Raw genomic sequence first — 21,170 nt, 5'->3', positions numbered from 1 at the left:
CGGGAAACGTTTCATGGGCATTTTCGCCCTGCTGGAAACGGCGTGGCGACTGAGATGGTGCTTGCCTGCGCGCAGAAAAGGCGCGATGACGCCATCGACACGTCGAATGACGTCTATCTACCGTGGAATGGCATACGCAAGACTTCCTCACCTTCCACTAGCCATTGCCGTTATCCAGAAAGCTACGCAGCTTATCCGAGCGTGATGGGTGGCGAAGCTTCCGAAGTGCCTTGGCCTCGATCTGACGAATACGCTCACGAGTCACGTCAAATTGTTTACCGACTTCCTCGAGGGTATGGTCGGTATTCATTTCGATACCAAAGCGCATGCGCAACACCTTTGCTTCGCGTGGAGTCAGGGTGTCCAGCACATCCTTGGTGATGAAGCGCAGGCTCGAGTAGAGGGCAGCCTCGGTCGGTGCGAGCGTCGCATGATCTTCGATGAAATCACCAAGGTGTGAATCGTCGTCGTCGCCGATCGGCGTTTCCATCGAGATCGGCTCCTTGCTGATCTTCAGGATTTTGCGAATCTTCTCTTCCGGCATCTCCATCTTCTTGGCGAGCGTTGCCGGATCGGCTTCCAGGCCGGTTTCCTGCAGAATCTGCCGGGAAATGCGATTCATCTTGTTGATCGTCTCGATCATGTGCACCGGGATGCGGATGGTCCGTGCCTGGTCGGCGATCGAGCGAGTGATCGCCTGGCGAATCCACCAGGTAGCATAGGTCGAGAACTTGTAGCCACGTCGATATTCGAATTTGTCGACGGCCTTCATCAGACCAATGTTGCCTTCCTGGATGAGATCGAGAAATTGCAGGCCGCGATTGGTGTACTTCTTGGCAATCGAGATCACCAGTCGCAGGTTGGCTTCAGTCATTTCCCGCTTGGCGCGGCGCGCCTTGGCCTCACCGGTAGACATCTGCTTGTTGATGTCCTTCAACTCGCGCAACGGGATGCCAATGCGATCCTGCAGAGCAAGCAATTTCCTCTGCTCTTCCTTGATGTTCGGCGCGTTGCGCGAGAGAATCGCGCCATAGGTCTTGCCGGCCGCAGCGATCTCGGCGTCTACCCAGTCAATGTTAAGTTCGTTGCCGGGGAAAACCTTGATGAAATGTGCCCGCGGCATCCGCACCGTGTCGACGCAGATTCGCTGGATCTTACGCTCGCAGGCTCGCGCCTCATCGACCATCGCACGCACCGAATCGCACAGGCGCTCAATGGTCTTCGAAGTGAAGCGAATACCCATCATCTCTTCCGAGATCTGCTGCTGGAGCTTGAGGTAGGTTTTATCCTGGGAGCCTTTCCTGGGCAAGACCCCATGCGCTTGTGCGTAATGCGATCTGATCAGCTCAAGGCGTGCCAGCCCTTCGGTCTTGAGTTTGAGCAGCGAGGCAGCCGCCGCCGCACCCTCAACCGCCTCGCCGTCTTCCTCCTCGTCTTCCTCCTCGTCCTCAGCCACTTCCTCGACCAACTCTGCCAGTGAGTTATCAACTTCAGGGTCGATCAGCCCATCGATCAATTCATCGATGCGCATTTCATCGCATGCGATCTTGTCCGCGCAACTAAGGATCTCGGCAATCGTTGTCGGACAGGCGGAGATCGCCTGGATCATGTGCTTGAGGCCATCTTCGATACGCTTGGCGATCTCGATTTCGCCTTCACGGGTCAGCAACTCGACTGAGCCCATTTCGCGCATGTACATGCGCACCGGGTCAGTCGTCCTGCCAAACTCGGAGTCCACCGTTGACAACGCCTGTTCCGCCTGCTCTTCGACATCGGCATCGTCTGCGCCGGCTGCCGGGGCGGCATCCGACATCAGCAGCGTTTCGGCATCCGGTGCTTCATCGTAGACCTGGATGCCCATGTCGTTGAACGTGCTGATGATGCTTTCTATCTGCTCGGCATCAACCACATCATCAGGCAGATGGTCATTGATCTCGGCATAAGTCAGAAAACCTCGCTCCTTGCCGAGCTTGATCAGCGTCTTGAGGCGCATCTTGCGCGTCTCGTCGTCAACCGGTACCGGTTGACTCCCGACCTGCGCCAAAATGTCTGCCGCTGCCTTGGCTTTTGCCGCCTTCGTAGTCACTGTCTTTTCCCTTACCATGCCCATTTCCCGAATAGCGTTAGACTGGAAAAACTTTTGATTATATCACCCCTCATGCTCCGGCGCCGAGTCGCCCGCTTGCCATCAGCGCCGCCAGGTATTGACGCTTTTCTTCGCTCGACAGTCCGTTCACACCCAGCTTTCGAGCCTTCTCCTGCAATTGCTTGAAGACTCGTTTGTGCGCGCGTTCAAGCAGTTGCTGGACCGCACCCGTAAATTCAGCGTCAACCTGATCTTCGGCAAAAGACTCTTGCATTAGTTCAGCCGCGGCTGCACACAGGATATCCTCGCATTCGCTGCCTCTGAGTCTTTCGATCAGGGTCGGGTAGGCCAGTTGCTGGGTACCGGCAGCCGCAATCGTTTCACATAAGAGACGCACGGCCATGGCTTCAGTCGAGTTGTCGGGAAGCAGGTCGAGTGGCAGGCTGGGGGCCAGTTGCGGTTTCTGGAGCAACAGCCGCAGCAATGGCCGCAACAGCGAAGGCGCCTGGCGCGGCGCGCGTGCCGGCGCTGGCTGCGTCAGCGGTCGCAGCTCGCACAGCCGTTCGACCTCGGCTTGCGAAAAACCGCTGGCCTGCGCCAGGCGCTTGACCAGTTGCAGCCGCAGCAACGAGGACTGCAGACGGCCAAGCAGTGGCTTGGCCTCGGCGACCAGCCTTGCACTGCCTTCGGCAGTGCTCAGGTCGCAGTGCGCCGACAATTCACCGAGCAGGAAATCGGAGAGCGGTGTCGCCTGCATGATCATCCGCTGAAAAGCCTCGCCGCCGTGTTGGCGGACAAAACTGTCAGGGTCCTCGCCGTCGGGGAGAAAAACAAAAGCAATGCTTTTCTGTTCAGTCAGCGCCTCAAGACTGTTCTCCAGGGCTCGCCACGCGGCCTTGCGTCCGGCGGCATCGCCGTCAAAGCAAAAAACGATGCGCTCAGCCTGGCGCAACAGCTTCTGTACGTGCACGCCCGTGGTGGCTGTGCCGAGCGTGGCCACCGCATTGCCCGCCCCATGCTGCGCAAGTGCCACGACATCCAGATAGCCCTCGACGACAATTACCGTATCATGCTTGCGAATCGCTGCGCGTGCTTGCGGCAGCCCGAATACCTCGCGACCTTTCTCGAACAGAGGCGTCTCGGGAGAGTTCAGATATTTCGGCTCGCCCTGCCCAAGCACACGGCCACCAAAAGCGATCACCTCGCCCTTCTGGTTGACTATTGGAAACATCACCCGCTCGCGAAAACGATCGTAGAGGCGCCCTCGCTCGTTGCTGATCACCAGACCAGCCAGTTGCAAGTCAGGGCTGCTGTAATCGTCGAAAGCGGCAGCGAGATTCTGCCATCCGTCTGGCGCGTAACCCAGACCAAACCTGCGGGCGATTTCGCCGCTGACGCCCCGTTGCTTGAGGTAATTGATCGCCTTTTCAGATCGTTTGAGCTGCTGGCAGTAATATTTCGCGGCCCTCGCCATCTTTTCAGCCAGCGCCTGCGATTTCGGAGCGAGCGCTGCCGGAGCGTGGTCCGGCTCCTCGGGAAACGACATGCCGGCTCGTACAGCGAGTTCCTTGACGGCGTCAACGAAGCCCAGGCCAGCATACTCCATCAGAAAGCTGATCGCGTTGCCATGTGCGCTGCAACCAAAGCAGTGGTAGAACTGCTTGCTCGGGCTAACCGTAAAAGAAGGCGACTTCTCACTGTGGAACGGGCAACACGCAGCGAAGTTGGCACCCGTTTTCTTCAGTGGCAAGTAACCGTCGATCAGCTCAACCAGGTCGATGCGATACAGCAACTCCTGAATGAAAGTGTCCGGGATCAACTTGGCTCCCTTGAACAACTGCAGTTTCAGAAGCGACAATAGCCGCCCGTCTGAAGACGGGCGGCTATCCAGGCAACGCCAATCCGGTGTCAGTACATCTTGGGCGGCAAGGTCTGGCTGCGCATCCGCTTGTGATGACGCTTGACCGCAGCCGCCAGCTTACGCTTGCGCTCGGCGGTGGGCTTCTCGTAGAACTCGCGAGCCCTCAACTCGGTCAGCAGACCGGTTTTTTCGACAGTTCTTTTGAAACGGCGGATGGCAACTTCAAACGGCTCATTTTCCTTGACGCGAATAGCAGGCATCGATTCTTCCCAAGTTCAAGAAACACCACAATGGAGTTTAGCCGTCCATTATAGACGTAGTTGCCGAGAAATTCAAAGGACGTTTTTGCAGATTGGGAGATTCGTGAGTCGCATACGCGACTTTCACATTAACGGTCATGACTTTTCCAGGCACCCCCGATCGTGAAAGTCATGACCGTTGCCCTCTCCCCCGGCCCCTCCCCCGCGAGTGGGGAGGGGAGATTCGTGAGTCGCATACGCGACTTTCACATTAAAGTTTACCGGCAAATGTCCGTTGCTTGACTTGGATTACTTTCGTCCGTACCAGCCTGCCCACTTTCCACCCCATCCGTTGCCGTGACGCTGCCGCAGGATATGAGCGTGCAATCGCCAATTGCCTATACAATCCTGGCCGCTGCATTCGGCAAAACGACAAGAGAAATACGAATGAAACCAATGCCCCGATCACCGATCCGCCACCTTGCCCTGGGCATCGCACTGACCTGCGTGACCGGCACAGGCATCGCCGAAGAGGCTCTCGCCCCCCCCGACATCAGCCTCGAAGACCTGCTCGGCGTCGAGGTGACGAGCGCCTCACGCAAGGCCGAGCGCCTGCACGATGTCGCCGCGGCTGTGTTCGTCATCACCCGCGACGACATCGAACGTTCGGGTGCGACCAACCTCCCCGAGGCCCTGCGCCTGGCGCCGGGAGTCAACGTCGCCAGCCTCGCCAACAACCGCTGGGCGGTCAGCGTGCGCGGCTTCAACGACCGCTTCAGCAACAAGTTGCTGGTGCTGATGGACGGACGCAGCATCTACTCGCCGCTCTTTTCCGGCGTGGTCTGGGAAGACCAGGATACGCTGCTCGAAGACATCGACCGCATCGAGGTGGTGCGTGGCCCCGGTGCCGCGATGTGGGGCGCCAACGCGGTCAATGGCGTGATCAACATCATCACCCGCCGCGCACGCGACACCCAGGGCAACCTGCTGGTTGCCGCGGCCGGCAGCGAAGAACGCGCTCTGCTGGCTTTCCGCCACGGCGGCGAAGCGGGAAATGGTCATTTCCGCGTCTGGGGCAAGGCTTTCAAGCGCGACCAGTCGGTCACCGCCGAAGGCCACACCGGCAACGACTACTGGCAGGCCGGGCGCATCGGCTTTCGCGGCGACTGGAGCCTGAGCAGCGATCATCGGCTGATGCTCAGCGGCCAAATGTATTCCAGCCCGACCGGCGACCGCTGGAATCTCGCCGACCTCGGCTCGCCGCAGGGCGTCACCCTGATCGACCGGCGCCAGAGTGGCAAGGGTGGACACCTGCTCGGTCGCAACGAATGGACGCTCGCCAACGGTTCGCAGGCCGCCCTGCAGGCCTACATCGACTTTAGCCAGCTCGAACTGCAGGACGCTTTCAAGGAGGATCGGACCACCGTCGATCTGGATTTCCAGCATCGCACCCTCCTCGGGCAGAACCACGATCTCATCTGGGGGCTGGGCTACCGTTACTCGCGCGACCGGATGAACTCTACGGGAATCATCGTCGCGCAGCCATCGAGTCGCGCCTTCACCCTCGCGAGCGCCTTCGTCTATGACGACATCACCCTCTTGCCAAATGCGCTGCGGCTGATGCTCGGCCTGCGCGTCGAAGACAACAGCTTCACCGGCGTCGAACCGCTGCCCAACGCGCGTCTGATGTGGACGCCCTCCGACAGCCAGTCGCTGTGGGCTTCGGTCGCGCGTGCGGTGCGCACTCCTTCGCGTGCCGAACTCGATGGAGAAATCCTTTTTTCGGTCACCCCGCCCGGCGCCGCAGGAAATCCAACGCCCTTGCCGCTGTTGACCCGCAACATCCCCGACGATCACCAGCTGCGTAACGAGACCGTGCTCGCCTATGAGCTCGGTTACCGGCACCAATTTTCCACCAGTCTGTCCGCCGATGTCGCGGCTTTCTACAATCAGTACGACGACCTGCGGTCGGCAATGCTGGGCACGCAACAGATTGTCTTCGCGCGGGCTCCGTACCTGATCCAGGACATCATCCCGGACAACAGCATCAAGGCGCATGCGCATGGCGTGGAAATCGCCGTGGACTGGTACCCGCTGTCGTGGTGGCGAATCCAGCCGAGCTACAGCTACCTGCGTCTCGATGCCACTGCAAAAACCGGCGATCCGGCCTCGGTCAACAATGCGAACAACATCAACGCCAGCGATCCGCAACATCAACTGTCGCTGCGTTCGTCGCTGTCACTGTCCGACAAACATCGCTTCGACCTCTGGCTGCGCCATGTCAGCGCGCTCGGCGCGAAAAACTCCCGGATTGTCGTTCCCGCCTACACCACCCTCGATCTGCGCTATGCCTGGAAACCGACACGCGACCTCGAAGTGTCGGTGGTCGGCCAGAACCTTCTCGATCACAGCCATCCCGAGTTCGTCCCCAGCCTGCTGCCCTCGCAACAACTCGAATTGCAGCGCGGCATGTACGTCAAGGCCAGGTGGCAATTCTGAGACCATTCGGGTGATTTTTTCTGCCCGGCGCTGGCCTGCCCTGCTGTCGGCCATCGCCCTTGCCATCGGTTTGAATGAGCCCGCGCTGGCGCAGGGCACCCTCGCCGAGCCACAGGCCAAAGCGGCCTTCGTGCTAAACTTCGCGCGTTATATCGAGTGGCCCGAGCGTGCTTTCGCCAGCCGCGAATCGCCCTTGTTGATCTGTCTGCTGGGTCACGACTCGATCGGCGGCGCGTTGACGGCGCTGCAGGACCGCCAGGTGCAGGGACGCCTGGTGGCCGTGCGACTGCTCAATGGTGTCGACGAAACACGCCCCTGCCAGGTGCTGTACATCGGCGCCTCGGAAGCACGCCGCCTGACCCTGGTGCTGCGCGCACTCGCCGGACAGGCGGTGCTGACGGTCAGCGACGCCGATGGCTTCATCGACGTCGGCGGCGCGATCGGCATCGTCCAGGGCGACGGACGGCTGCAGTTCGAAGTCAACCGCGACAGCCTCGAGCAGGCGCAACTCAGGGCCAGCTCCAATCTGCTCAAACTGGCGCGCAATCTGGCCAACCTGAAGGGAAAGAACTGAGATGCGTTTTGCCGACCGGCCATTGAAGGCCAAACTGATGCTGATCATCGGCGTGACGGTCGGCGCCGGTCTGGCAATCAGTACGCTGCTGTTTGCCGCCTCGGAAATCAACAACAACCGCGAATCGGAACTGGCCAAATTGACCGGCATGGCCGAAATCCTCGCCGCCAGCAGTGCATCGGCGATTGCCTTCGACGATGCGCGCACGGCCAGCGAGACACTGTCCGGCCTGCGCGCGCGTCCGGAGATTCTCGCCGGATCGATCACCCTGCCCGACGGCACCGTTTTTGCGCACTATCCGGCCGGAGGCATGGCCGCGGCAGCGGCACAGACCGGCGCCGCGACGCCACGGGTCATCGGTTCCTACTTCGCCGACGCGATGAAGATCGAGTATCCGGTTCGCCAGGGTGACGAGCTGATCGGAACGCTCAGTATCGAATCCGACCTGCGACCGATGTGGCGCAGTACCACGAAGCGCATGTTGCTGGTTCTGGCCGGCGCGCTGATCGCTTTCGCTGCCGCCCTGCTGCTCGCGATGCGCCTGCAGCGATCGGTGTCGGGACCGATTCTCGACCTGACGCAAGTGATGCGGCTGGTCGCCAACGACAGCGACTATTCGCACCGGCTACCGGTGCAGCAGCACGACGAAATCGGCGAACTGATCCAGGGCTTCAACACCATGTTGAGCGAGGTCGAGGAGCGCGACGAGGCGCTCCGCAAGCACCGCGCCACGCTTGAACAGCAGGTCGAAGCACGCACCGCACAACTGCGGCTGGCCAAGGAGCAGGCCGAGAGCGCGAATGTCGCCAAGTCGCGTTTTCTGGCCAATATGAGTCACGAGATCCGCACCCCGATGAACGGCGTCATCGGCATGGCCGACCTGCTGCTCGATACCTCGCTCTCCGAATCGCAGCGACGCCAGGTCGATCGCCTGCGGATGTCGGCCGAATCGCTGATGCATCTGCTCAACAACGTGCTCGACCTGTCGAAGATCGAATCCGGCCGACTCGAGATCGAGAAGATCCCGTTCGACCCACGGCAACTGATCGAAGAGGTAGCGCAGCCCTTCGTCGAGATGGCTTCGACCAAAGGCGTGCTGCTCAGCGAAGTGCTGGCGCCCGACCTGCCCGCTGCGGTGCTCGGCGACCCCTATCGGGTCAGGCAGATCGTCAGCAATCTGTTGAGCAATGCCGTCAAGTTTACCGAACGCGGCACCATCTTCCTTTCCCTGACCCGCGAGCCCCCCCCCGCGGACCATGGGTCCCCGAGCGGCCTCGACCCGGATCACTGCCAGCTCTGTTACGCCGTCAGCGATACCGGGATCGGCATTGCGCGCGCCGACGGCGAAAAGCTGTTCGCCCCTTTCACGCAGGCCGACAACTCGACGACCCGCAAGTTTGGCGGAACCGGCCTCGGTCTGGTGATCATTCGCGAACTTGCGCAGCGCATGGACGGAGACGTCGGCTTCGAGAGCGAGGAAGGTCGCGGGTCAACCTTCTGGTTCCGGCAGCGCGTCGAGCTGCACCATCAGCCCCTGGCCAGATGGGAATCGAATCCCTCGGCCATTGCCCGGATCAGCGGACGCCTGCTGCTCGTCGAGGACAACGAAACCAATCGCGAAATCTCCGGCGCGATCCTCCAGACGCTGGGTTGTCAGGTGGATTTCGCGCACGACGGCGCGCAGGCGGTCGCCGCCGCCGCGGCCACGCGCTACGACCTGATCCTGATGGATTGCCAGATGCCGGTCATGGATGGTTTCGAGGCGACACGCCGGATTCGCGCTGCGGAGCAGGCGGCAGGCGATACCGCGCGACCGATCATTGCCCTGACGGCCAATGCCCTGGCCGGTGACCGCGAGGCCTGCCTGGCCGCCGGCATGAGCGACTACCTGGCCAAGCCGATCAACCGGGCACAACTGACGACGATCCTGGCGCGTCATCTGCATGCGCCGGCAGACGCCGCCGGATCAAGCGGCGCGGCAGACTCCGCGGACAGCATCGACACCGACGCGGCACCGACTTTCGACCCCAGCATCGTGCAATCACTGCCGATGGTCGTCGATGGTTCGAACCCCGAGTTTGCCGACCGCGTTCTCGACATGTTCACCCGTAACACTGCCACACTGCTTGCCGCCATCGACAGTGCAATGCAGCAGGGCGATGCCAAAACCTTGCAGCGATCGGCGCATACCCTGAAATCATCGAGCGCGACGGTCGGTGCGATGGCGCTTTCCGAAAAAGCCAGGGATCTGGAAATGCGCTTGCGCGCCGGTGAGCTACCGGCAGCCGACTGGCCGCAAACGCTGCGCAGTGCCTACGATGATTTCGTCGGCGCGCTGGCCCGGCACCGCGCTGCCGCAGAAGTGGCCAAGGCAATATGAGAAACCTTCCTGCACACGGACACTTGCTGATCGTCGACGACGACCTGATGGTCCGCATGCTCGCCTCCGAATCGCTGCGCCACGCAGGCTTCGAGGTCAGCGAGGCGGACTGCGGCGAGCAGGCTCTGGAAATGTTCGAGGAACAGGATTTCGACCTGTTGCTGCTCGACGTGATGATGCCCGGCATCGACGGTTACACGGTCTGCCAACGCCTGCGGCAGCACGCGCGCGGCAAGTGGTTGCCGATCGTGATGCTGACCGGCCTCAACGACAGCGATTCGATCGAGCAGGCTTACCTTTCCGGCGCCACCGATTTCATCACCAAGCCGATCAACTGGCTGTTGCTGACCCAACGGGTACGTTATGGTTTGCGCGCCAGCCGTGCCATTGCAGAGGTGACACGCAGCCAGCAGAGTCTGGCGCACGCACAGCGTCTGGCGCGCATGGGCAGTTGGGAATGGTCGCTCAGCGATGCGCGCTTCGCGTGCTCGGACGAACTGCGACAGATCTTCGGCGGCGACTGGAAACTCGCCGGCGCGGCAACCGTCGAGCTTTTTCTCAACGTGGTGCGGGAGAGCGATCGCGCAGCCGTGCACGCGGCGCGCCAGGCGCTGATGATCGACGGCCAGCCGTACCAGATCTCCTACGGTTTTTGTCGGCCGGACGGCGTGTTGCGCGAGGTTCTCGAGCAGGCCGAGGCGATTCGTGATGGTAGCGGCCGGATCGTCAAGATCGAAGGCTTCACGCAGGACATCAGCGAACGCGTCGAGGCGCAGCAGCGCATCGAGCATCTGGCCTTGCACGATGGCCTGACCGGACTGGCCAACCGGCGGTTCTTCGCCCAACTGGCCGAGGTCGAACTCGAGCGTGCGCGCCGCGAGAAGAGCCTGTGCGCGATTCTCCATCTCGATATCGACCACTTCAAGAGCGTCAATGACGCGCTTGGCGACGCCGTCGGTGACCAGTTGTTGTGCGCGCTCGCCAAAAGGCTGAGCGTATCGGTGCGTGGGGCCGACCTGCTGGCCCTGAATCCGCCGATGCGTACCGCCGAAATGGTCTCGCGCATCGATGGCGATGCCTTCACCGTGCTGGTCCTCGAAGTGCGTGTCCCCAATCAGGCAGCGATCATCGCGGAGCGCCTGCAGCAGGCCATTGCCCGACCGCTGTCGGTCGAGGGCCACCAAGTGGTGCTGACGGCCAGCGTCGGCATCGCGGTCTTTCCGCGCGACGCCGATTCGGTCGAAGCCTTGTCGCGCCACGCCGAGCAGGCGCTGTACGTCGCCAAGGCGGCCGGTCCATCGACCTGCCGCTTCTTCGACGAGGAAATGAACGCTGCGGCCAGCCGCAAACTCCATCTGGAAAATGAATTGCGGCAGGCCATTGCCGAGAACGCGTTGTGCCTGTATTTCCAGCCCAAGGTCGACGCCGCCAGCGGCCGGCTTGCTGGCGCCGAGGCACTGGTGCGCTGGCAACATCCGCAGCACGGACTGCTCGGGCCGGGCCAGTTCATTCCGCTGGCCGAGGAATCGGGGCTGATCGTGGCCCTCGGCGAGTGGGTGCTGGCGACCGCCGCCAGACACCTGCGAGAGTGGACCGACGCCGGCCTCGAACCCTTGCGCCTGTCGATCAACCTGGCCAGCCCGAGCTTCCTGCAGGAGAACATCACCGAGAAGTGCTGCGACGCCGTGCAACGCGCTGGCGTCTCGCCGCAGCAACTGATTCTCGAACTGACCGAATCGCTGCTGGTGGTCGATGCCGACAACACCATCGCCCGTCTGGACGAATTGCGGGCCAGGGGTTTTGCCTTGTCGCTCGACGACTTCGGCACCGACTTTTCCTCGCTGAGCTATCTGAAGCGCTTTCCGCTCGACGAACTCAAGATCGACCGATCTTTCGTGGCCGACATGACCAAGGGCGGCAAGGACGCCGCGATCGCCCTGTCGATCATCGAACTCGGACGCCAGTTCAGCATGCGTGTGGTTGCCGAAGGCGTCGAGACACACGCACAGGCCGGCTTCCTGCTCGCCCACGGTTGTCTGTTCCAGCAGGGCTACCTGTTCTCACCACCGCTGCCAGCCGATCGCTTCGAGGCCCTGCTCAGAAACGGAGGCCGTTTCGACCCTTGCCTGTCGGTGCCCTCCCCGTAACACGGCAAATTGGTTCTGGCGCTAACTCATTGAAATACGGTCATTCCGAACTCGTTCCGGAAGCCAGTTCGTTTTTCAAACGGTTCCTTTGACATTTTGAAAAGCACTAGGAGTCAACCCTCGGGGTCATCGAAGGATATATGTACTACGGGGAAAAATTCAACGCCTGGACACATCTGGTCGGGGCCATTCTGGCGGTCGCTGGTACGGCCGTACTCGTGGTCCTGGCAGCACAGAGCGGCGATGCGTGGAAGATTGTCAGCATCTCGATTTACGGCGCGACGCTGGTGTTGCTCTACAGCTTTTCGGCGCTCTACCACAGCTTTCGTGGGCGTGCCAAGGACATCCTGCGCAAGCTGGACCACCAGAGTATCTATCTGCTGATTGCCGGCAGTTACAGCCCGTTCTGCCTGGTCACCTTGCGCGGTCCCTGGGGCTGGTCTTTGCTGGCTGTCGTTTGGGGGCTGGCGCTGCTCGGTAGCATACAGGAACTGCGCATGCGCAGCGAAGCCCGCATCCTGTCGATGGTGATCTACATCGTGATGGGCTGGGCGGTCGTGGTGGCTCTGGTACCGCTGTTGCAGGCGCTGGGGGTGGCCGGCTTCGCTTGGGTGGCGGCGGGTGGCGTGTTCTACACCAGCGGGATCATCTTCTATGTACTCGACACCCGCCTTCGGCATGCGCATGGTGTCTGGCATCTGTTCGTGATGGCCGGCAGCACGGCTCATTACTTTGCGGTCTTGTTTTACGTTCTTTGATTGGCGAGCGGGGAACGGTCGGTGATGCGCCTGCAGCGGTCGAGGCTAAGCAGTTCAAGGCGTTCTCGCCTGATTGCGACGCCGGTTCTTCCAGAAATTGATCGACAGATGGATCATGAAGCCGACAAAGGTAATGAAACCGGCAATCTGGAAATACATCGAGTAGTTGGTCCGGTATCTGCCGGTCACGGGGTCGTAGATCGAGCAGAGAATCCTGACGCGCTGCATGATTTCATTGAGTGTGCCGACCTCGGGCGAGATCGCCGAGTGCGCGATCAAAAGCTTGAGCGGTTCGGCGATGTCCTCGGCGGTGAACTTCTCGCCATAGACCTGGCGAACGATCCTGCCGTCGGAATCGACCAAGGTCACTTGGTTGAGATGGTCGAAGCCAGCCGCGGTGGCCACAAAGCTGAAGCCGAAATTGCGCGTCAGTTCGCCGACGATCGCCGGGGAAGGGCTCAGAAATTCCCAGTTGGGCAGACGGATGCCGTATTGTCTGGCGAAGTCCCGCAAGGCAGCCGGTGAGTCGAAGGGCTGATTGAAACCGATGCTGACCATGTTGAAGCGGTCGGCACCCATCACGCTGACCGTATTCTCGACGGCTTTCTGCAGGTTGCGGGTGGTCGTCGGACAGACCTGGAAGCAGGCGGTGTAGATGAAGTTGACCAGCAGCGGCTTGCCCCGATAATGCGACAGTTCGACCGGTCGGCCTTGGCGATCGAGGAGTACAAAGTCTCCGACCGATTTGCCGATCGCACTTTGCGAGAGTTCGAAAGCCGCTTTTTCGTCCAGGGCGGTGAGCACCAGGGTACTGTTGATCCCTTGCGGGCGAGCGGTGAGCTTGGGTTTTTCGGTTGTTGCGTCGTCGGCGAGCAGCGAGGGTGCCGCGAGCAGGAGAGCCGTGAGTAGCAGGGACGCGAGCAGCACGCGGGCAAACCAGCCATTCACCGGGGTGGGCCGTCGAGAATCAGAAACCGAGTTGCGTGTCAAGGATGGCACCGAACAGGACCAGTGTCAGTTGGATGAGTGATGCATGAAAGCAGATCATCGCCGACTTGCGGCAGGGGTCGCGAGTCAGGCGCCAGGCTTTCTGAATGAACAGGAAGCCACCGGCGAAGGCACCGGCGAAGTAGATCATGCCAAGCCCGAAGGCCAGCGGCAACAGGCTGGCCGCGACCAGCGCCAGGGTACTGAAGAAAATCGTGTTTGCCGCTTGCTGGTCGCCGACGACGACCGGCAGCATCGGCACGCCGACGGCGGCGTAGTCGTCACGGAAGGCGATCGCCAGACTCCAGAAATGCGGTGGCGTCCACAGAAAGAGAACCAGTGCCAGGGTCAGCGGGATGGCGCCGGGCTGTGGGTCGGCGGCGGTCGCGCCAGCGAGCACCGCCCAGCTTCCGGCCAGCCCGCCAAAGACGATGTTCAGCCAGGTGCGCCGCTTCAGCCACACGGTGTACACGATGGCGTAGAAGAAAGCGCCGAGGAAGACAAACAGCGCCGACCAGGCATTCAGGGCGACCCAGGCGGCACCGACCGAGAGCGTCATCAGGGCGGCGATGACCAGTAGCCAGATCGGTCCGTGCCGAAGTTCGCCAGTGACGAAGGGGCGCTGGCGGGTTCGCGACATCAGCAGGTCGCTGTCGTGTTCGTAATACTGGTTGAAGGCTCCGGCGCTGGCCGAGGAAATCAGCACCGACAAGGTCAGCACGAGTAACTGCGGCAGGCTCAGGCTGGGTCCGGGGCTGACCGCCAGACCGGCGAGGGCGGTAAAGGTGATGACGACCCCGATGCGCAGCTTGAACACGCCGAGAACGGCACGGAGGGGAAAGGTGCTTTTCGATGCGCGGACGGATGGCATGGGTGGTCGATAGCGGCAGCAGTCAAGGTAATGATCGGGTGGCCTGGAAGGTGTGCGGGCCGGCTTGAATCGGACCTGTCGTGGCCAGGACCCGATTGAGGCAGGCCCCCACGCCGATGGCGTGGGGAGGTGCCGGATCAGCTCAGCAGCCAGACTTCGGAAAGGTACTTCCAGTTGACGAAGTAGTAAAGGACAAAACAGACGAACAACAGCAGGGCCAGGACGACGGTGCCGGGGACACCGACGTGGTCGCTGCCATGCGCCACGGCCGAGGCTGCCTGGGTGTTGCCCGGGATTGGTGTCGGCCGGTCGGAAACCTTGCCGCCGTCGAGTTTCTTGCCGAACAGCAGCGAACCGACGACGAGTAGAATCCACAGCCCGCCGCCAATCACGGCGAGGACTCCGAAGATTCCGGTCAGCCCCATCATCAGATAGGCGGCACCCGGCCATTCATACTGGAACGGTGCGCCGGAGAAGGCCATGTCCCAGTGCCGGCGGGAGACGCCGAGCGTGCCGGCACCCATCATGACCAAGCCGAGCACCGACATGCTGATGCCGAACAGGTAGGGCTGGATCTGGCACAGCTTGGGCAGGATCATTTCGCGCCGGAAGAGGACCGGCACCAGCAGGTAGGTAATCGCCATGAAAGCCAGCGTCGTGCCGGTGACGACCGTGGTGTGGAAGTGGCCCGGGACATAGAAGGTATTGTGCATCAGCATGTTGATCTGTTCGGTACCGAGCACGACCCCCGAGATGCCGCCGAGAAAGCCGAAGCTGACCAGCGAGATGAACATCCCGGAGAACACCGGGTTACCCCAGGGCGCCTTGCGCAACCATTCGAACAGACCGTTGGTGTAACCCTTGCGCCGCTGTGCCGCTTCGATCGCACCGGGAACCGTGAAGCCGTGGATCATCGAGGCCATCACCGCGAAGTACATGAAGTAGGAAGTGTTCAGCACTTTCCACTCGGCGCTCATGCCGGGATCGGAGAGCAGGTGGTGCGCACTGGCGAGTTGCAGGAAAAGGATGTAGAGCAGGAAGGCGAAGCGCGACACTTTCTCAGACAAGGGCTTGGCGCCGAAGATCACGGCGGCGGTCAGGTACCAGACGGCGACGTGCGCGGCCACGTTGATCTGTTGCGACGAGTGTCCCAGACCCCACCACACCATGCGATACAACTGCGCGTCGATTTCCTTGATCAGTCCGACCGACCACAAAAAGGTCGGCAGCAGGATGCCGGCGCCGGCAAGGATCGTGAAGGTGGCGATGATCGCTGCGGTCAACGCACCGAAAGTGACCAGCGGCAGCGAGCCCTGATAGGTCTTGTCGCGCTTGGCGACGACCAGCGTACCGAAGAAGATGGCGACGCCGAGCAGCGCACCGACGGCGACCAGGATGATCCCGAGGTAGAAGTGGGGAGCGGCCTGCATCGGCACATAGGAGGTGAACATCACGCTCGACTCGCCCTGGAAGATCGCGATATTGGCCATGATGCCGCCGACGACCATCAGCCAGAATCCGAGCCAGGCGATCTTCGGTGCCGCCAGCCGACACCTGAGCAATGTCGATGAGGCAAAGTATAAAACCGCCATTTCGAAGAACAGAATCCACAGGATCAGCATGTCGATACCGTGGGCGGTGAGGATCAGGTAGAACTGGTCGGCCGGCAGCAGCTTGATCGCCGGCCAGCGGGTGAGGATGACCAGCAGCGCGGTGATGCCGCCGACGAGCAGCCAGAGGACGCCGACGACGGCGTTCCAGCGCATCAGCTTCTCAGCCTGGTCCTCGAATTGCAGTCCGGAAATGGGACAGGTACGGTAGGTCGTTGCCATCTATTCTTTCCCCCCTTATTTCACGTAGATACGGCCGAGCATCGAATGGTGACCGATGCCGCAGTATTCGTTGCAGACGATGGCGTAAGTGCCTTCCTTGGTCGGCGTCATCTTGACGACGTGCTCGTAGCCTGGGATCACCTGGATGTTGATATTGACTGGCTGCAGCGAGAAGCCATGGTTGTAATCCATCGACGACAGGTGAATCTTGTAGGTCTGCCCCTTTTCCAGTTCGAGGATCGGATACCATGCCCACAGCCGGGCGATCAGGTAGCCGTCACCGCCCGCGGGCACCTTGACCACCGGGATGTTCTGGTCGGTCTCGGTACGGATGGTGTTTTCGGCGATGAACTTTTCGGCCTTGGCAGCGAACATCTCGGGGCTGGTCTTGTAGGCCTCGTTGGAGAGGTTCTGCTTCCCGTAGACGTGCCAGTAAATCATCATCACGAACATGACCATCCCCCAGATGAAGGCGATCGCGATCCACGCCCATTCGACCTTGTCGATGGGTTGCTTCCACCAGAGCCGTTCCGACGGCGGCAGAATTGCACTCATATTTGTTTCTCCCTGATGTGAATGGCCGACCTACCTGGCAACCGGAGTGTTCATGATGTCGATGATGCCCCACAGGATGTAGAGCAAACCGGGTGAAGCCACGCCGAGAAACAGCAGCAGGAAGTGGTTGTCCAGCAGCTTCTGCATGAACGGAACGTCATCATCGTTGTTGACGGCCATATTTGTATCCTCCATCAATGATTTGCGCTTGTGGCGGCTGGTAAGTTGCGGATAAGGTCGAATTTCTTGGGCCTTCCGGGCACAATTGACCGCAGGATACCTGCAGCCGGGCGGACATTGATTTGATGCACGTCAAGAACCGGGGAAACCCGATGATGGTCGGCAAAGCCAGCAGGCATCGGCATTCCATGGTTTGGACTGCGACCAATGGTCGCAGTCTTCGCAAGGCTTGGGGAGCGTCGCAAAGGGCCTATAATCCGTGGCTTCGCTTTTCACCCCGGTGATCTGTCATGGATACGGTTGCTCGCCGACAAGTTGCGCTCTGGCTGCTGATTTGCAGTGCCATGGTCTTCGCCATTCTGGTAGTCGGTGGCGTCACACGTCTGACCCATTCGGGCCTGTCGATCGTCGAGTGGCAGCCGATTGTCGGGGTCATTCCGCCGCTCAATCCGGCCGAATGGGACGAGACCTTCGAGAAATACAAGAAAACCCCCGAATACCAGCAGGTTAACCACCAGATGACGCTCGCAGAGTTCAAGAGCATCTTCTATTGGGAATACTGGCACCGCGTTCTCGGACGTCTGATCGGGTTGGTCTTCCTGCTGCCATTCATCTACTTTTTGTTGCGGCGCCGGATTGCGCCATCGCTGGTTCCGAAGCTGCTGGGGATGTTCGTGCTCGGGGGGTTGCAGGGAGCGATGGGCTGGTACATGGTGAAGAGCGGCCTGGTCGACGACCCGCGCGTCAGTCACTATCGGCTGACCGCGCATCTGTCGCTGGCCTTCCTGATTTTCCTGTCGATGTTCTGGGTGGCGATGGGCCTGCTCAGCGAGCGCAGCCGGGGCAGCCACGACGTTGCGCTACAGGGACTGCAGCGGATTGGCTTCTGGCTGACGATCCTGGTCGGCTACATGGTCATCACCGGCGGCTTTGTCGCCGGCATTCGCGCCGGCAAGGCCTACAACAGCTTTCCCCTGATGAACGGGCATGTGCTGCCGCCGGAAAGCTTCATCATCGATCCCTGGTACCTGAATTTCTTCAACAACATGGCGTTGGTCCAGTTTGACCATCGTCTGGGCGCCTGGCTGCTGGTCTTTCTGGTGCCTTGGTTCTGGTGGAAGATAAGGAGCGCAGCCGTGTCTTCGACGGCGCGCCTGGCGGCAACGCTGTTGCTGGTGGGGGTGTTCATCCAGATCGCGCTGGGCATTGCCACCCTGCTGCTGGCCGTTCCGGTGGGCCTGGGGGCTGCGCATCAAGGCGGGGCGATGGTCGTCCTGGGCTTGCTGCTATGGTTGAATCACGAACTTCGGGTGGCGCGGGTACCGGGTGATTCGATTTGACGCTGAACCTTTCCTGCGTTTGAGGAAAGGCGACGACCGCGCCGTCGCCGGGCAGTCTCCTCTCGCTGCCGGTTCAGCCTGCCAGTGGCCTAAACCGAAAACGATGAGCCGCAACCGCAGGTCGAAGAGGCATTCGGGTTCTTGATCACGAACTGCGAACCTTCCAGCCCTTCGGTGTAGTCGATTTCAGCACCGACCAGATACTGGTAGCTCATCGGGTCGATCAGCAAGGTGACGCCGTTCTTCTGCAGCGCGGTATCGTCGTCGTTGGCCACCTCGTCGAAGGTGAACCCATACTGGAAACCCGAACACCCGCCGCCGGTGACGAATACCCGCAGTTTCAGTTCAGGGTTACCTTCTTCTTCGATCAACTCTTTCACCTTGCCAGCCGCGCTGTCGGTAAACACGAAGGGCATCGGCATTTCAGTCGCTACATTCATTACATCATTCTCCAAAATCTGATATCTGCGCCGATTCGAGCCAGGATCGGTCAGTGGCGGCCAGTTTTCGTACTACGGTTCTGATGCCTGCCGGATTGGACAGGCGCTTGTCAAGCAGCGTGACGCTTTGCAACGTCAGATCAGACATGTCTGCTTTCGATGAGTTCCAGAGGTTCCAAGGCTCTGATCGCAGCCATGCCGCTGCCACTGATCATAACATTTTTGTCGTTGGACCCTGCGGATCGATACATTCTCAGGGAAACACCGCCAGTTGCCGGAGGCCTTCGGTTTCAGGCAGGCCGAACATGATGTTCATATTTTGCACGGCCTGGCCTGCGGCGCCTTTGACCAGGTTGTCGATGACCGAGAGCACCACCAGAATGTTGCCCTGCTGGGGACGATGCACCGCGATACGGCAGATGTTGGCGGCCCGTACCGAGCGCGTATCCGGATGTGAACCGGACGGCAGGACATCGACAAAAGGCTCGTTCTGGTAGCGTTTTTCAAAGATCGCCTGAAAGTCGTCAGCACGCTTGATGCGCGCGTAGAGGGTGGCGTGAATGCCACGGATCAAAGGGGTCAGGTGGGGAACGAAGGTCAGTCCGACCGGGCTGCCAGCCATTCTCGACAGACCCTGCTGAATCTCCGGCAGATGGCGGTGTCCGGGGACGGCATAGGCCTTGAAATTGTCGGCGGCTTCCGAGAACAGGGCTGGGATCTCGGCCTTGCGCCCAGCCCCGGAGACGCCCGATTTGGCATCCGCGACGAGATGATCCAGTTCCACCACGCCAGCCTCGAGGAGCGGCATGAAGCCCAGTTGTACTGCCGTCGGGTAACAGCCCGGATTGGCGACCAGGCGAGCGTTGCGGATGTCGGTTCGATGGTATTCCGGCAGACCATAGACTGCCTGGGCGACCCATTCCGGACTGCCGTGCGGCATTCCGTACCACTGCTTCCACTCGGCCACATTGCTGAGGCGAAAATCAGCGGCGAGGTCAATCACGCGCACGCCGGCATCGAGCAGAGTGGGGGCCTGTTGCATCGCAACGCCGTTCGGGGTGGCAAAGAAAACCACATCACAGGCCTGCAGATTGGCGCTTGCCGGATCTTCGAACTGCAGAGTCAGCCGTCGGCGCAAACTCGGAAACATGCTTGAAACCGCAGTGCCGGCATCTCCTCGGGAGGTGATGGCAACGAGCTGCACTGCTGGATGCTGCGCCAGAAGTCGCAGCAATTCGACGCCGGTGTAGCCGGTGCCGCCGACGATTCCAACCTTGATCATGAACAGTCTCCGCGATGACTGGCAATGAAAGCTCCCAGTCCACGAGAATACAAAAGCCGCCCACAGGCGGCTTTGCGGTGCAACCGGATACGGTCAGCGCTTGGAGAACTGCTTGCGCCGACGTGCCTTGTGGAAACCGACTTTCTTGCGTTCAACTTCACGAGCGTCACGAGTGACGAAGCCCGCTTTTGAAAGCGCTGGCTTGAGCGACATGTCGTAGGCAATCAGTGCCCGCGTAATGCCATGCCGAACTGCGCCTGCCTGGCCGGACTCGCCGCCGCCAGCAACATTGACGAGAATGTCGAAGCCAGCCGTCTGCTCGACCAGTTGCAGCGGCTGTCGAACAATCATTCGCCCCGTCACTCGCGAGAAGAATTCATCGACCGGTTTGCCATTGACAATAAACTTGCCGCTGCCGGGCTTCATGAAGACGCGCGCGACGGCGCATTTCCGCCGTCCCGTGCCATAGAAGTAATTTTCAGCCATGGTGATCCCTTAGAGTTCCAGAACTTTCGGCTGCTGGGCAGCATGCGGATGGGTGGCGCCGGCGTAGCATTTCATTTTCTTGAGCATTGCGTAACCGAGCGGTCCCTTGGGAAGCATGCCCTTCACCGCCTGTTCAAGGACGCGACCCGGGAAGCGCTGCTGCATCTTGGTGAAATTCGTTTCGTAGATGCCTCCAGGATAGCCTGAGTGGCGATAGTATTTCTTGTCCTCAGCCTTGTTGCCGGTGACGCGCAACTTCTCGACATTGGTGACGACAATGTAGTCGCCCGTATCCACGTGCGGAGTGAATTCGGGTTTGTGCTTACCGCGCAGGCGGCGAGCAATTTCGGTTGCAAGGCGACCCAGCACCTTGTCGGTGGCATCAACCAGAAGCCATTCGCGTGACACTTCATGCGGTTTGGCAGAGAAAGTCTTCATCAAGAACGCCGTCCTTATTTGCCTGATAACGGAAAGCCCAGCATGGTATGGCAAGTCGGCAACTGGTGTCAATTGCTGTTTCGCACGTCAGCAGTTCCAAATTTAAGCCCATAGTGTTATAAAGGATTTTTGAGCGTACTGGAAGACTCCCTTATGGTTCTCAAACCGGCTATTTCTGCGACCTCGGTTCTCCCTGAATTCTCGGCGTCTGACGT

General features: G+C 60.6%; 19 protein-coding genes. 6 read left to right on the top strand and 13 right to left on the bottom strand.

Annotation, left to right across the window (positions count from 1 at the left end):
• Positions 1–157 precede the first annotated feature (157 nt).
• The 3 genes from rpoD to rpsU are packed head-to-tail and all read right to left on the bottom strand — an operon-like array spanning position 158 to position 4,207.
• Positions 158–2,104: an RNA polymerase sigma factor RpoD gene (rpoD, locus tag V5B39_RS09525; RefSeq protein WP_332342655.1), complete on the bottom strand. Its 1,947-nt coding sequence runs from the start codon at positions 2,102–2,104 to the stop codon at positions 158–160.
• Positions 2,105–2,156: 52 nt separating this feature from the next.
• Positions 2,157–3,944 carry a DNA primase gene (gene dnaG / locus V5B39_RS09520; protein WP_332342654.1) on the bottom strand — a complete coding sequence of 596 codons (1,788 nt, stop codon included), beginning with the start codon at positions 3,942–3,944 and terminating at the stop codon, positions 2,157–2,159.
• A 50-nt stretch (positions 3,945–3,994) separates the two neighbouring features.
• Positions 3,995–4,207, bottom strand: coding sequence for a 30S ribosomal protein S21 (rpsU, locus tag V5B39_RS09515; RefSeq protein WP_034910746.1), 213 nt, complete (start codon positions 4,205–4,207; stop codon positions 3,995–3,997).
• A gap of 426 nt (positions 4,208–4,633) precedes the next feature.
• Here rpsU and V5B39_RS09510 point away from each other — a divergent pair, with 426 nt between their 5' ends.
• The 5 genes from V5B39_RS09510 to trhA all read left to right on the top strand — a co-directional run bounded on the left by V5B39_RS09510 (position 4,634) and on the right by trhA (position 12,544).
• Positions 4,634–6,685, top strand: a complete 2,052-nt coding sequence (locus V5B39_RS09510) for a TonB-dependent receptor plug domain-containing protein (protein ID WP_332342653.1) — start codon at positions 4,634–4,636, stop codon at positions 6,683–6,685.
• A gap of 10 nt (positions 6,686–6,695) precedes the next feature.
• Positions 6,696–7,259, top strand: coding sequence for a YfiR family protein (locus tag V5B39_RS09505; protein ID WP_332342652.1), 564 nt, complete (start codon positions 6,696–6,698; stop codon positions 7,257–7,259).
• Position 7,260: 1 nt separating this feature from the next.
• Positions 7,261–9,639, top strand: a complete 2,379-nt coding sequence (locus V5B39_RS09500; RefSeq protein ID WP_332342651.1) for a response regulator — start codon at positions 7,261–7,263, stop codon at positions 9,637–9,639.
• The gene (locus V5B39_RS09495; protein ID WP_332342650.1) at positions 9,636–11,786 is read left to right on the top strand and encodes a putative bifunctional diguanylate cyclase/phosphodiesterase; all 2,151 of its coding nucleotides are present in this window, start codon (positions 9,636–9,638) and stop codon (positions 11,784–11,786) included. The genes V5B39_RS09500 and V5B39_RS09495 overlap by 4 nt, the downstream gene beginning before the upstream one ends.
• 140 nt (positions 11,787–11,926) lie before the next feature.
• Positions 11,927–12,544 (top strand): PAQR family membrane homeostasis protein TrhA, encoded by a 618-nt coding sequence (gene trhA, locus V5B39_RS09490; protein ID WP_332342649.1) that lies wholly within the window; start codon positions 11,927–11,929, stop codon positions 12,542–12,544.
• A 54-nt stretch (positions 12,545–12,598) separates the two neighbouring features.
• Here trhA and V5B39_RS09485 read toward each other — a convergent pair whose 3' ends face one another.
• The 5 genes from V5B39_RS09485 to V5B39_RS09465 form a co-directional block, all read right to left on the bottom strand.
• A complete protein-coding gene (locus tag V5B39_RS09485; protein ID WP_332342648.1) occupies positions 12,599–13,471 on the bottom strand; it encodes an SCO family protein in 873 nt (290 codons plus the stop codon).
• 40 nt (positions 13,472–13,511) lie between these two features.
• Complete coding sequence (gene cyoE / locus V5B39_RS09480) at positions 13,512–14,402, bottom strand: heme o synthase (protein ID WP_332342647.1); 891 nt, start codon at positions 14,400–14,402, stop codon at positions 13,512–13,514.
• 137 nt (positions 14,403–14,539) lie between these two features.
• Entirely contained in the window at positions 14,540–16,234 is a 1,695-nt protein-coding gene (locus tag V5B39_RS09475) for a cbb3-type cytochrome c oxidase subunit I (RefSeq protein WP_332342646.1), read from the bottom strand.
• A 15-nt stretch (positions 16,235–16,249) separates the two neighbouring features.
• A complete protein-coding gene (locus tag V5B39_RS09470; protein WP_332342645.1) occupies positions 16,250–16,789 on the bottom strand; it encodes a cytochrome C oxidase subunit II in 540 nt (179 codons plus the stop codon).
• Positions 16,790–16,819: 30 nt separating this feature from the next.
• Positions 16,820–16,969, bottom strand: a complete 150-nt coding sequence (locus V5B39_RS09465) for a hypothetical protein (protein WP_171047387.1) — start codon at positions 16,967–16,969, stop codon at positions 16,820–16,822.
• Between the two features lie 290 nt (positions 16,970–17,259).
• On the opposite strand from V5B39_RS09465, the gene V5B39_RS09460 reads away from it, so the two are divergent.
• A complete protein-coding gene (locus tag V5B39_RS09460) occupies positions 17,260–18,309 on the top strand; it encodes a COX15/CtaA family protein (protein ID WP_332342644.1) in 1,050 nt (349 codons plus the stop codon).
• Between the two features lie 89 nt (positions 18,310–18,398).
• Here the strand turns inward: V5B39_RS09460 and erpA are convergent, their stop codons facing one another.
• From erpA to rplM, 5 genes are all read right to left on the bottom strand, one after another.
• The gene (erpA, locus tag V5B39_RS09455; protein WP_034925815.1) at positions 18,399–18,749 is read right to left on the bottom strand and encodes an iron-sulfur cluster insertion protein ErpA; all 351 of its coding nucleotides are present in this window, start codon (positions 18,747–18,749) and stop codon (positions 18,399–18,401) included.
• Between the two features lie 4 nt (positions 18,750–18,753).
• Positions 18,754–18,897, bottom strand: coding sequence for a hypothetical protein (locus V5B39_RS09450; protein ID WP_332342643.1), 144 nt, complete (start codon positions 18,895–18,897; stop codon positions 18,754–18,756).
• 105 nt (positions 18,898–19,002) lie between these two features.
• Positions 19,003–20,031: an N-acetyl-gamma-glutamyl-phosphate reductase gene (gene argC, locus V5B39_RS09445; RefSeq protein WP_332342642.1), complete on the bottom strand. Its 1,029-nt coding sequence runs from the start codon at positions 20,029–20,031 to the stop codon at positions 19,003–19,005.
• A 93-nt stretch (positions 20,032–20,124) separates the two neighbouring features.
• Entirely contained in the window at positions 20,125–20,517 is a 393-nt protein-coding gene (rpsI, locus tag V5B39_RS09440; RefSeq protein WP_034925820.1) for a 30S ribosomal protein S9, read from the bottom strand.
• 9 nt (positions 20,518–20,526) lie between these two features.
• Positions 20,527–20,955 (bottom strand): 50S ribosomal protein L13, encoded by a 429-nt coding sequence (rplM, locus tag V5B39_RS09435; RefSeq protein WP_034925822.1) that lies wholly within the window; start codon positions 20,953–20,955, stop codon positions 20,527–20,529.
• Positions 20,956–21,170 lie beyond the last annotated feature (215 nt).

The sequence above is a fragment of the Accumulibacter sp. genome, from assembly GCF_036625275.1.
Lineage (GTDB): Bacteria > Pseudomonadota > Gammaproteobacteria > Burkholderiales > Rhodocyclaceae > Accumulibacter.
Note: the sequence above shows the minus strand (reverse complement) of the source record. Positions and strands in the feature narration are given on the sequence as shown.

Coding starts and splice junctions, on each gene's coding strand:
- rpoD (WP_332342655.1), bottom strand. CDS start 2,104: ATGGTAAGGGAAAAGACAGTGACTACGAAGGCGGCAAAAGCCAAGGCA.
- rpsU (WP_034910746.1), bottom strand. CDS start 4,207: ATGCCTGCTATTCGCGTCAAGGAAAATGAGCCGTTTGAAGTTGCCATC.
- V5B39_RS09510 (WP_332342653.1), top strand. CDS start 4,634: ATGAAACCAATGCCCCGATCACCGATCCGCCACCTTGCCCTGGGCATC.
- V5B39_RS09500 (WP_332342651.1), top strand. CDS start 7,261: ATGCGTTTTGCCGACCGGCCATTGAAGGCCAAACTGATGCTGATCATC.
- V5B39_RS09495 (WP_332342650.1), top strand. CDS start 9,636: ATGAGAAACCTTCCTGCACACGGACACTTGCTGATCGTCGACGACGAC.
- trhA (WP_332342649.1), top strand. CDS start 11,927: ATGTACTACGGGGAAAAATTCAACGCCTGGACACATCTGGTCGGGGCC.
- cyoE (WP_332342647.1), bottom strand. CDS start 14,402: ATGCCATCCGTCCGCGCATCGAAAAGCACCTTTCCCCTCCGTGCCGTT.
- V5B39_RS09475 (WP_332342646.1), bottom strand. CDS start 16,234: ATGGCAACGACCTACCGTACCTGTCCCATTTCCGGACTGCAATTCGAG.
- V5B39_RS09470 (WP_332342645.1), bottom strand. CDS start 16,789: ATGAGTGCAATTCTGCCGCCGTCGGAACGGCTCTGGTGGAAGCAACCC.
- V5B39_RS09465 (WP_171047387.1), bottom strand. CDS start 16,969: ATGGCCGTCAACAACGATGATGACGTTCCGTTCATGCAGAAGCTGCTG.
- V5B39_RS09460 (WP_332342644.1), top strand. CDS start 17,260: ATGGATACGGTTGCTCGCCGACAAGTTGCGCTCTGGCTGCTGATTTGC.
- erpA (WP_034925815.1), bottom strand. CDS start 18,749: ATGAATGTAGCGACTGAAATGCCGATGCCCTTCGTGTTTACCGACAGC.
- V5B39_RS09450 (WP_332342643.1), bottom strand. CDS start 18,897: ATGTCTGATCTGACGTTGCAAAGCGTCACGCTGCTTGACAAGCGCCTG.
- argC (WP_332342642.1), bottom strand. CDS start 20,031: ATGATCAAGGTTGGAATCGTCGGCGGCACCGGCTACACCGGCGTCGAA.
- rpsI (WP_034925820.1), bottom strand. CDS start 20,517: ATGGCTGAAAATTACTTCTATGGCACGGGACGGCGGAAATGCGCCGTC.
- rplM (WP_034925822.1), bottom strand. CDS start 20,955: ATGAAGACTTTCTCTGCCAAACCGCATGAAGTGTCACGCGAATGGCTT.